The sequence below is a fragment of the Citrobacter sp. BIDMC107 genome (genome assembly GCF_001037575.1).
Classification (GTDB): Bacteria; Pseudomonadota; Gammaproteobacteria; order Enterobacterales; family Enterobacteriaceae; genus Citrobacter; species Citrobacter freundii.
Genome location: NZ_KQ089848.1, coordinates 2,449,182 through 2,459,613, shown reverse-complemented (window position 1 = coordinate 2,459,613; position 10,432 = coordinate 2,449,182). Strand labels below are relative to the sequence as shown.

The following is a 10,432-nucleotide window of genomic DNA, read 5'->3' as shown; positions in this document are numbered from 1 at the left end:
CCCGTCACACCATGGGAGTGGGTTGCAAAAGAAGTAGGTAGCTTAACCTTCGGGAGGGCGCTTACCACTTTGTGATTCATGACTGGGGTGAAGTCGTAACAAGGTAACCGTAGGGGAACCTGCGGTTGGATCACCTCCTTACCTTAAAGAAACGTTCTTTGTAGTGCTCACACAGATTGTCTGATGAAAAATTAGCAGTAAGAAAATCTCTGCAGGCTTGTAGCTCAGGTGGTTAGAGCGCACCCCTGATAAGGGTGAGGTCGGTGGTTCAAGTCCACTCAGGCCTACCAAATTCTTTCTGATACCGCGTTGTGAAACGACTCGCATACTTCAGTATGCTTCGCCGCTCCACGCCTTGTCTCAGCAGGAATTAAGGTGAATGAGATAACTACGATGGGGCTATAGCTCAGCTGGGAGAGCGCCTGCCTTGCACGCAGGAGGTCTGCGGTTCGATCCCGCATAGCTCCACCATCTTTACTGCAAAAACACAAGAAAACTTCAGAGTGTACCTGAAAAGGTTCACTGCGAAGTTTTGCTCTTTAAAAATCTGGATCAAGCTGAAAATTGAAACGACACACTGTTTCATTTCTCCGTAATAAGAAATGAAAAGCGGTGTGTTCGAGTCTCTCAAATTTTTGCAAGTCGATGATGAATCGAAAGAAACATCTTCGGGTTGTGAGGTTAAGCGACTAAGCGTACACGGTGGATGCCCTGGCAGTCAGAGGCGATGAAGGACGTGCTAATCTGCGATAAGCGTCGGTAAGGTGATATGAACCGTTATAACCGGCGATTTCCGAATGGGGAAACCCAGTGTGTTTCGACACACTATCATTACGTGAATACATAGCGTAATGAAGCGAACCGGGGGAACTGAAACATCTAAGTACCCCGAGGAAAAGAAATCAACCGAGATTCCCCCAGTAGCGGCGAGCGAACGGGGAGCAGCCCAGAGTCTGAATCAGCTTGTGTGTTAGTGGAACGGTCTGGAAAGTCCGACGGTACAGGGTGATAGTCCCGTACACCAAAATGCACAGGTTGTGAACTCGAAGAGTAGGGCGGGACACGTGGTATCCTGTCTGAATATGGGGGGACCATCCTCCAAGGCTAAATACTCCTGACTGACCGATAGTGAACCAGTACCGTGAGGGAAAGGCGAAAAGAACCCCGGCGAGGGGAGTGAAAAAGAACCTGAAACCGTGTACGTACAAGCAGTGGGAGCCTCTTTATGGGGTGACTGCGTACCTTTTGTATAATGGGTCAGCGACTTATATTCTGTAGCAAGGTTAACCGTATAGGGGAGCCGAAGGGAAACCGAGTCTTAACTGGGCGTTAAGTTGCAGGGTATAGACCCGAAACCCGGTGATCTAGCCATGGGCAGGTTGAAGGTTGGGTAACACTAACTGGAGGACCGAACCGACTAATGTTGAAAAATTAGCGGATGACTTGTGGCTGGGGGTGAAAGGCCAATCAAACCGGGAGATAGCTGGTTCTCCCCGAAAGCTATTTAGGTAGCGCCTCGTGAATTCATCTTCGGGGGTAGAGCACTGTTTCGGCTAGGGGGTCATCCCGACTTACCAACCCGATGCAAACTGCGAATACCGAAGAATGTTATCACGGGAGACACACGGCGGGTGCTAACGTCCGTCGTGAAGAGGGAAACAACCCAGACCGCCAGCTAAGGTCCCAAAGTCATGGTTAAGTGGGAAACGATGTGGGAAGGCACAGACAGCCAGGATGTTGGCTTAGAAGCAGCCATCATTTAAAGAAAGCGTAATAGCTCACTGGTCGAGTCGGCCTGCGCGGAAGATGTAACGGGGCTAAACCATGCACCGAAGCTGCGGCAGCGACACTATGTGTTGTTGGGTAGGGGAGCGTTCTGTAAGCCGTTGAAGGTGGCCTGTGAGGGTTGCTGGAGGTATCAGAAGTGCGAATGCTGACATAAGTAACGATAATGCGGGTGAAAAACCCGCACGCCGGAAGACCAAGGGTTCCTGTCCAACGTTAATCGGGGCAGGGTGAGTCGACCCCTAAGGCGAGGCCGAAAGGCGTAGTCGATGGGAAACAGGTTAATATTCCTGTACTTGGTGTTACTGCGAAGGGGGGACGGAGAAGGCTATGTTAGCCGGGCGACGGTTGTCCCGGTTTAAGCATGTAGGCGGAGGTTCCAGGTAAATCCGGTACCTTTTTAACGCTGAGGTGTGATGACGAGGCACTACGGTGCTGAAGTAACAAATGCCCTGCTTCCAGGAAAAGCCTCTAAGCATCAGGTAACACGAAATCGTACCCCAAACCGACACAGGTGGTCAGGTAGAGAATACCAAGGCGCTTGAGAGAACTCGGGTGAAGGAACTAGGCAAAATGGTGCCGTAACTTCGGGAGAAGGCACGCTGATATGTAGGTGAAGTGGTTTACCCATGGAGCTGAAATCAGTCGAAGATACCAGCTGGCTGCAACTGTTTATTAAAAACACAGCACTGTGCAAACACGAAAGTGGACGTATACGGTGTGACGCCTGCCCGGTGCCGGAAGGTTAATTGATGGGGTTATCCGTAAGGAGAAGCTCTTGATCGAAGCCCCGGTAAACGGCGGCCGTAACTATAACGGTCCTAAGGTAGCGAAATTCCTTGTCGGGTAAGTTCCGACCTGCACGAATGGCGTAATGATGGCCAGGCTGTCTCCACCCGAGACTCAGTGAAATTGAACTCGCTGTGAAGATGCAGTGTACCCGCGGCAAGACGGAAAGACCCCGTGAACCTTTACTATAGCTTGACACTGAACACTGGTCCTTGATGTGTAGGATAGGTGGGAGGCTTTGAAGTGTGGACGCCAGTCTGCATGGAGCCATCCTTGAAATACCACCCTTTAATGGCTGGTGTTCTAACGTGGACCCGTAATCCGGGTTGCGGACAGTGTCTGGTGGGTAGTTTGACTGGGGCGGTCTCCTCCTAAAGAGTAACGGAGGAGCACGAAGGTTAGCTAATCCTGGTCGGACATCAGGAGGTTAGTGCAAAGGCATAAGCTAGCTTGACTGCGAGAGTGACGGCTCGAGCAGGTGCGAAAGCAGGTCTTAGTGATCCGGTGGTTCTGAATGGAAGGGCCATCGCTCAACGGATAAAAGGTACTCCGGGGATAACAGGCTGATACCGCCCAAGAGTTCATATCGACGGCGGTGTTTGGCACCTCGATGTCGGCTCATCACATCCTGGGGCTGAAGTAGGTCCCAAGGGTATGGCTGTTCGCCATTTAAAGTGGTACGCGAGCTGGGTTTAGAACGTCGTGAGACAGTTCGGTCCCTATCTGCCGTGGGCGCTGGAGAATTGAGGGGGGCTGCTCCTAGTACGAGAGGACCGGAGTGGACGCATCACTGGTGTTCGGGTTGTCATGCCAATGGCATTGCCCGGTAGCTAAATGCGGAAGAGATAAGTGCTGAAAGCATCTAAGCACGAAACTTGCCCCGAGATGAGTTCTCCCTGAGACTATAAGTCTCCTGAAGGAACGTTAAAGACGATGACGTTGATAGGTCGGGTGTGTAAGTGTAGCGATACATTGAGCTAACCGATACTAATGAACCGTGAGGCTTAACCTTACAACGCCGAAGATGTTTTGGCGAAGAGACGACATTCAGCTTGAAACAGATTACATTAACCGGCGAGAAGCGGGTTAATAACAGAATTTGCCTGGCGGCTGTAGCGCGGTGGTCCCACCTGACCCCATGCCGAACTCAGAAGTGAAACGCCGTAGCGCCGATGGTAGTGTGGGGTCTCCCCATGCGAGAGTAGGGAACTGCCAGGCATCAAATTGCAGTAAACCGGGATGAAGAATCCGGGTAGTGACAAAGAAATTCGGTGGAGCGGTAGTTCAGTTGGTTAGAATACCTGCCTGTCACGCAGGGGGTCGCGGGTTCGAGTCCCGTCCGTTCCGCCACTTATTAGAAAATTAAGCCTGCTACTAAGCAGGCTTAATGATAAAAAAATTTAGGGGCGTAGCTCAGTTGGTAGAGCACCGGTCTCCAAAACCGGGTGTCGCGAGTTCGAGTCTCTCCGCCCCTGCCAGAAACAATCCTTAGCATTCTTGCTAAGGATTTTTTTTATCTGCAATTTGCACTGTGCCTTCCAGTTGTTTTATTCCCGGCATCCTTGCCCGTATTTTCTTTAATCTTCCAGAATATTCGTTCTCAGCAAGTCGCAAATCAGTGCATGTTTATCGCTGTTTTGCAGCCAAACTGCATATAACGGGCGCGAAAGGTTTGTACTGTCAGTAACCGTATGGAGATCGCTTTTACCTTTAGCCCAACTGACCGGAAGCCAGCTAAAGCCTCTAAGGACTGAAAGTTGCTGCCTGGCCAATTCTGCCGAACTGGTGGTGAGTACCGGCACTTCATCTCCTGCAATCAATCCCGCTTCGTGTTGCTGAAAGTCAGGTCCCCATTCCAGACGCAGATAATTCAGTTCATCCTTGGTTTGCGAAGGAGAACTGCAATAGAGCGCCAGCGTGAAATATCCCAACAGTTGGCTGCTAAATTCGTCCATTTTGGGCGTTTCGGTAGTAATCAGTAGATCAAGCTGTCGTTCATGGAGCTGTTTTACTAACGACTGTCGCTGAGCGATCCTCGCTTCAAACTGCAGGCTGGATTGCGGCTCCTGGGATTGGTACAAACGCCCCAGCCAGCCATTAAGCATGCATTCCCAGAGGGATGCGCTGGCACCAATAGAAAACTCGTTATGCCGCGAGGTATTCGCAACCTCCTTACGTGCGGCTTGCCACGTATTCATCAGCGTTTCAGCGTAAGGCAGTAATTTTTCACCTGCAGCGGTTAAACGGATATTGTTTCTGTGTCGGGTGAACAGGTTTACACCCAATTGATTTTCCAGTTGTCTGATCCGGAAACTAACCGCTGATTGGGTCAGATAGAGCGCTTCAGCAGCTCTGCCAAAGTGGCGTGTCCGGCTAACTTCCAGGAAAGTTTTTAACAATTCCGTATCCACAACTCGCTCCATAAAATTATTTGTCGTTATGATTTAAATCTTTTGTTTGACGCTCTGTCAAGCGTAACTAATACTCCGCGCCATAAATAGCTCGGCCAAAGAATTAGGAGCGTGCAGGATGGCGGAAAGCTTTACGACGACTAATCGATATTTCGATAATAAATATTATCCCCGCGGATTCTCCCGTCATGGTGATTTCACCATTAAAGAAGCACAACTGCTTGAGCGTCACGGTTATGCTTTCAACGAGCTGGATCTGGGCAAGCGTGAGCCGGTAACGGAAGAAGAAAAACTGTTTGTTGCGGTATGCCGTGGTGAGCGCGAACCGGTTACCGAAGCTGAACGTGTGTGGTCCAAATACATGACGCGCATTAAGCGTCCAAAACGCTTCCACACGCTGTCAGGCGGGAAACCTCAGGTGGAAGGTGCGGAAGACTACACCGAATCTGATGATTAATAAAAAAAGGGCGAAAGCCCTTTTTTTATGCCAGTAGTTTCTGCAAATGAATGAGTAATCTGTCTATCGCCCGATACCCAACAGCCTCCTGTAAGTGCTGGCGAGAGATATGGTCAGATTGCTCTATATCCGCGATCGTTCGAGCGACCTTTATCAGGCGTAACCAGGCGCGGATGGATAATCCGAGATGCGCGAGCGTTTCTTCAAGCCACTGTGCATCGTCGCTGCGCAGTGGACAGTATTTATGGATATCCTGACTGTCCAGATGCGCGTTTAACTTATTTTGTCGTCGATACTGACGATCTCGCGCTGCCATAACACGTTGCTTCACCGTTGCGCTATCTTCCCCTTTTACCTGGTTCTGGCTGAGTATCCCGGGCGGTGGCAAAGGGATTTCGAGAGAGAGATCGAAGCGGTCAAGAAATGGACCGGATAATCGATTGAGGTAGCGTAGCGTCTGCTCTGGGGTACAGCGGTTATGGTTCCCCTGATAATGGCCTGTTGGGCTGGGATTCATGGCGGCTATGAGTTGAAAGCGAGCGGGATAGGTGATTTTTGCTCTGGTGCGGGATAGATGTATCTGTCCGGACTCAATGGGTTCGCGCAGTGCATCCAGCGTGCGTCGCTCAAACTCGGGTAGTTCATCCAGAAATAGTATGCCGTTATGCGCCAGAGAGATCTCGCCAGGCGCAGGAATAGAGCCTCCACCGACCATGGCGGTTAAAGAAGCACTGTGATGCGGAGAGCGAAAAGGGCGTTTTTTCCACTGTTTCTGTAGCGTGTCGGAATTGACCAGACTAAGAATCGCGGCGCTTTCCAGTGCCTCATCGTTACTCAGTGGCGGAAGCAATCCTCTCAGGCGACTGGCCAGCATGGTCTTACCCGTACCCGGAGGGCCGATGAGTAAGAGGTTATGACCGCCAGCTGCGGTAAGCTCCAGCCCGCGTTTACCCTGTTCCTGGCCGATAACATCGCTCAGATCATCTGCTAATGCGCAGGGGGTAAAATCTGCCGATGATGGTTTGTCTAAATCATGCTTACCTTCGAGGAATGCGCATACTGCCTGTAGATGATCGGCTATCAGGCACCCTTCACCCTGTATTAGTCCAACTTCAGCTGCATTCTCTTTTGCGACAATAATTCTCCTGCCTGCGCGAATGGCTTCGGTTGCACTTGATATCGCACCGGGAACGCCGCGTAACGCGCCTGTAAGCGCTAATTCGCCTACCAGCTCATATGTATCGAGATTATGGGTAGTAAGCTGCTCAGAAGCGGCCAGAAGCGCAACTGCGATAGGTAAATCGTATCGTCCCCCTTCTTTTGGGAGATCGGCTGGAGCGAGGTTTATGGTTATCTTCTTTGCCGGGAATTCATAACCGCTATTAATTACCGCACTGCGAACCCGATCGCGAGCCTCTTTTACCGTTGTTTCGGGTAATCCCACCATGGTTAAACCAGGCAAACCATTGCTGATATGTACCTCGATGGTAATGGCTGGCGCATTCACGCCCAACGCAGCGCGTGTGTGAACAATCGATAGTGACATAAGCCCTCCTGATGAAAGCATTATGTCGCAATACATCGCGGCAAGATTTCACATAATTACGGTTTTTAGAGGCTTATTCCCGTGTTTTATGTAGCTCAACACTGATTGCATAAAGTCTGGAATAGCGCTCGCAAACGCTTTTGAATGGCGTTTTTAGTAGGGAATGGTTGCCGAGAATCACCTGAAACGTGAAATATTTTCACCTTTGATTTTTTGTTTAAAAAACAACGATATTTATCTAAACCGTTAACGTCGTCAGAAAAACGAATAAAAAAATATCTTGTGTCATTTGCAAATTCTATGGTAACTCTTTAGGTATTCCTTCGAACAAGATGCAAGAAAATACAAAAATGACAGCCCTTCTACGAGTGATTAGCCTGGTCGTGATTAGCGTGGTGGTGATTATTATCCCACCGTGCGGGGCTGCACTTGGACGAGGAAAGGCTTAGAAAACAAGCCTTAACGAACTAAGACCCCCGCACCGAAAGGTTCGGGGGTTTTTTTTGACCTTAAAAACATACACGAGGAGCAGAAAGTGAACGGTAGCATAAAATTCTGTTTCTCAAGATTTCCGGCGGGGATGTAACTATGAATGGGGCACAGTGGGTGGTACATGCGTTGCGTGCACAAGGGGTTCAAACCGTCTTTGGTTATCCTGGTGGCGCAATTATGCCGGTTTACGATGCGTTATATGACGGCGGCGTAGAACACCTGTTGTGCCGACACGAGCAGGGCGCGGCAATGGCAGCAATTGGCTATGCCCGTGCGACCGGTAAAACCGGCGTGTGTATCGCCACTTCCGGGCCTGGTGCTACCAACCTGATCACGGGCCTTGCCGATGCGCTGTTAGATTCAGTTCCTGTGGTGGCGATCACCGGCCAGGTGGCATCACCTTTCATCGGAACGGATGCGTTCCAGGAAGTGGACGTTCTGGGTATGTCTCTGTCCTGCACCAAACACAGTTTCCTGGTGCAGTCACTGGAAGAGCTGCCGCGCATCATGGCTGAAGCTTTCGCTGTAGCGAATTCCGGTCGTCCGGGGCCGGTTCTGGTTGATATCCCGAAAGACATCCAATTGGCCAGCGGTACGCTGGAGCCGTATTTTACGACAGTCAAAAACGTAGAGGTTTTCCCGCACGCTGACGTTGAGCAGGCGCGTAAAATGCTGGCACATGCGCAGAAACCTATCCTGTACGTAGGTGGCGGCGTTGGTATGGCGCAGGCGGTCCCGGCCCTGCGTGAATTTATCGCGGTAACCCAAATGCCGGTCGCTTGCACGTTGAAGGGGCTGGGCGCAGTAGAGGCTGACTACCCATACTATTTGGGTATGTTGGGAATGCACGGCACTAAAGCGGCAAATTTCGCGGTGCAAGAATGTGATTTACTGATTGCAGTGGGCGCGCGTTTTGATGACCGGGTGACCGGCAAGCTGAATACCTTCGCACCAAACGCCAGCGTGATCCACATGGATATCGACCCTGCGGAAATGAACAAGCTGCGCCAGGCGCACGTAGCATTGCAGGGTGATTTAAATTCTCTGCTGCCGGCATTGCAGCAATCGCTGAAGATTGACGCATGGCGTCAGCATAGTGCTGAACTGCGCACAGAGCATACCTGGCGCTATGATCATCCCGGTGAGGCTATCTACGCACCACTGTTGTTGAAGCAGTTGTCCGATCGCAAACCCGTGGACAGCGTAGTGACAACGGATGTTGGCCAGCATCAGATGTGGTCGGCGCAGCATATGACCTACACCCGCCCGGAAAATTTTATCACCTCGAGCGGCCTGGGTACGATGGGCTTTGGCTTGCCAGCAGCGGTTGGCGCGCAGGTTGCTCGCCCGAACGATACGGTAATCTGTATCTCCGGTGACGGTTCCTTCATGATGAATGTACAGGAGCTCGGCACCGTAAAACGCAAGCAGTTGCCGCTGAAGATAGTTTTACTCGACAACCAGCGGTTAGGCATGGTGCGACAATGGCAGCAGCTGTTTTTCCAGGAACGTTATAGCGAAACCACCCTTACCGATAACCCCGATTTCCTCATGTTGGCCAGCGCCTTCGGCATACCAGGTCAACACATCACCCGTAAAGACCAGGTTGAAGCGGCACTCGACACCATGCTGAACAGCGAGGGGCCATACCTGCTTCATGTCTCAATCGACGAACTTGAGAATGTCTGGCCTCTGGTACCGCCAGGTGCCAGTAACTCAGAAATGCTGGAGAAATTATCATGATGCAACATCAGGTCGCCGTTGAGGCTCGGTTCAATCCGGAAACGTTAGAACGTGTTTTACGCGTGGTACGCCATCGCGGTTTTCAGGTGTGCTCCATGAATATGGAAGCCGCTAGCGATGCGCAGAATATAAATATCGAATTGACCGTTGCCAGCCCCCGGTCGGTCGACTTACTGTTTAGTCAGTTAAGTAAACTGGTAGACGTTGCACATGTTGCTATCTGCCAGAGCACAACCACATCACAACAAATCCGCGCCTGAGCGCAAAAGGAAGAAAAATGACGACGAAAAAAGCTGATTACATTTGGTCTAATGGCGAGATGATTCGTTGGGAAGACGCTAAGGTTCACGTGATGTCCCACGCGCTGCACTACGGTACTTCTGTATTTGAAGGCATCCGTTGCTACGATTCTCACAAAGGGCCGGTGGTGTTCCGTCATCGCGAACATATGCAGCGTCTGCGTGATTCAGCCAAGATCTATCGTTTTCCGGTTTCTCAGAGCGTTGATGAGCTGATGGAAGCTTGCCGTGAGGTGATTCGTAAAAACAATCTGACCAGCGCCTATATCCGTCCGCTGGTGTTTGTTGGCGACGTGGGGATGGGCGTTAACCCGCCAGCGGGATACACCACTGACGTGATCATCGCTGCGTTCCCGTGGGGCGCTTACCTTGGTGCTGAAGCGCTGGAACAGGGGATCGACGCGATGGTTTCTTCCTGGAACCGCGTTGCGCCGAACACCATCCCTACAGCGGCTAAAGCGGGCGGTAACTATCTGTCTTCGCTGCTGGTGGGTAGTGAAGCGCGTCGTCATGGCTATCAGGAAGGCATTGCCCTGGATGTGAATGGTTACATCTCTGAAGGCGCGGGTGAAAACCTGTTTGAAGTAAAAGACGGCATTCTGTTTACCCCGCCGTTTACCTCTTCTGCACTGCCGGGTATCACCCGTGACGCGATCATTAAGCTGGCGAAAGATCTCGATATCGAAGTGCGTGAGCAGGTGCTGTCCCGTGAATCGCTGTACCTGGCCGACGAAGTGTTCATGTCCGGTACCGCGGCCGAAATCACCCCAGTACGCAGCGTCGATGGTATCCAGGTGGGCGAAGGCCGCTGCGGTCCGGTCACCAAACGCATCCAGCAGGCCTTCTTTGGCCTCTTCACTGGTGAAACGGAAGATAAATACGGCTGGTTGGATCAGGTTAATCAATAAAC

The 10,432-nt window shown here is 51.2% G+C and carries 7 protein-coding genes, 4 tRNA genes and 3 rRNA genes (1 of these 14 running past the window's edge); 12 read left to right on the top strand and 2 right to left on the bottom strand.

Going from position 1 to position 10,432, the window contains the following annotated elements:
- From SK39_RS11420 to SK39_RS11390, 7 genes are all read left to right on the top strand, one after another.
- Window positions 1-141 (top strand): 16S ribosomal RNA (locus SK39_RS11420); it begins 1,401 nt to the left of the window's first position.
- Window positions 142-213: 72 nt separating this feature from the next.
- A tRNA-Ile gene (locus SK39_RS11415) sits at window positions 214-290 on the top strand.
- A 105-nt stretch (window positions 291-395) separates the two neighbouring features.
- Window positions 396-471 (top strand) — tRNA-Ala (locus SK39_RS11410).
- Window positions 472-679: 208 nt separating this feature from the next.
- Window positions 680-3,586, top strand: a 23S ribosomal RNA gene (locus SK39_RS11405).
- A gap of 90 nt (window positions 3,587-3,676) precedes the next feature.
- Window positions 3,677-3,792: ribosomal RNA gene (gene rrf, locus SK39_RS11400) — 5S ribosomal RNA — on the top strand.
- The 16S, 23S and 5S rRNA genes sit together here with 4 tRNA genes alongside, the layout of an rRNA operon.
- A 55-nt stretch (window positions 3,793-3,847) precedes the next feature.
- Window positions 3,848-3,924 (top strand) — tRNA-Asp (locus SK39_RS11395).
- Window positions 3,925-3,976: 52 nt separating this feature from the next.
- A tRNA-Trp gene (locus SK39_RS11390) sits at window positions 3,977-4,052 on the top strand.
- A 99-nt stretch (window positions 4,053-4,151) separates the two neighbouring features.
- Here SK39_RS11390 and hdfR read toward each other — a convergent pair.
- Entirely contained in the window at window positions 4,152-4,997 is an 846-nt protein-coding gene (hdfR, locus tag SK39_RS11385; RefSeq protein ID WP_129622360.1) for an HTH-type transcriptional regulator HdfR, read from the bottom strand.
- A 106-nt stretch (window positions 4,998-5,103) separates the two neighbouring features.
- On the opposite strand from hdfR, the gene maoP reads away from it, so the two are divergent.
- Window positions 5,104-5,442 carry a macrodomain Ori organization protein MaoP gene (gene maoP / locus SK39_RS11380; protein ID WP_003018025.1) on the top strand — a complete coding sequence of 113 codons (339 nt, stop codon included), beginning with the start codon at window positions 5,104-5,106 and terminating at the stop codon, window positions 5,440-5,442.
- A gap of 25 nt (window positions 5,443-5,467) precedes the next feature.
- Here maoP and SK39_RS11375 read toward each other — a convergent pair whose 3' ends face one another.
- On the bottom strand, window positions 5,468-6,988 hold the full coding sequence (locus tag SK39_RS11375) for a YifB family Mg chelatase-like AAA ATPase (RefSeq protein ID WP_048217012.1): 1,521 nt from the start codon (window positions 6,986-6,988) through the stop codon (window positions 5,468-5,470).
- 350 nt (window positions 6,989-7,338) lie between these two features.
- On the opposite strand from SK39_RS11375, the gene ilvL reads away from it, so the two are divergent.
- From ilvL to SK39_RS11360, 4 genes are all read left to right on the top strand, one after another.
- Window positions 7,339-7,437, top strand: a complete 99-nt coding sequence (gene ilvL, locus SK39_RS25805; protein ID WP_001311244.1) for an ilv operon leader peptide — start codon at window positions 7,339-7,341, stop codon at window positions 7,435-7,437.
- A 139-nt stretch (window positions 7,438-7,576) separates the two neighbouring features.
- Window positions 7,577-9,223 (top strand): acetolactate synthase 2 catalytic subunit, encoded by a 1,647-nt coding sequence (gene ilvG, locus SK39_RS11370; RefSeq protein WP_032950611.1) that lies wholly within the window; start codon window positions 7,577-7,579, stop codon window positions 9,221-9,223.
- Window positions 9,220-9,483 carry an acetolactate synthase 2 small subunit gene (gene ilvM, locus SK39_RS11365; RefSeq protein WP_003018017.1) on the top strand — a complete coding sequence of 88 codons (264 nt, stop codon included), beginning with the start codon at window positions 9,220-9,222 and terminating at the stop codon, window positions 9,481-9,483. The genes ilvG and ilvM overlap by 4 nt, the downstream gene beginning before the upstream one ends.
- Window positions 9,484-9,500: 17 nt before the next feature.
- Window positions 9,501-10,430 carry a branched-chain amino acid transaminase gene (locus SK39_RS11360; RefSeq protein WP_003018014.1) on the top strand — a complete coding sequence of 310 codons (930 nt, stop codon included), beginning with the start codon at window positions 9,501-9,503 and terminating at the stop codon, window positions 10,428-10,430.
- Window positions 10,431-10,432 lie beyond the last annotated feature (2 nt).

Bases quoted from the DNA above. Each gene is read 5' to 3' on its own strand.
- SK39_RS11360 (WP_003018014.1), top strand. From the start codon at position 9,501: ATGACGACGAAAAAAGCTGATTACATTTGGTCTAATGGCGAGATGATT.
- ilvL (WP_001311244.1), top strand. From the start codon at position 7,339: ATGACAGCCCTTCTACGAGTGATTAGCCTGGTCGTGATTAGCGTGGTG.
- maoP (WP_003018025.1), top strand. From the start codon at position 5,104: ATGGCGGAAAGCTTTACGACGACTAATCGATATTTCGATAATAAATAT.
- SK39_RS11375 (WP_048217012.1), bottom strand. From the start codon at position 6,988: ATGTCACTATCGATTGTTCACACACGCGCTGCGTTGGGCGTGAATGCG.
- hdfR (WP_129622360.1), bottom strand. From the start codon at position 4,997: ATGGAGCGAGTTGTGGATACGGAATTGTTAAAAACTTTCCTGGAAGTT.
- ilvG (WP_032950611.1), top strand. From the start codon at position 7,577: ATGAATGGGGCACAGTGGGTGGTACATGCGTTGCGTGCACAAGGGGTT.
- ilvM (WP_003018017.1), top strand. From the start codon at position 9,220: ATGATGCAACATCAGGTCGCCGTTGAGGCTCGGTTCAATCCGGAAACG.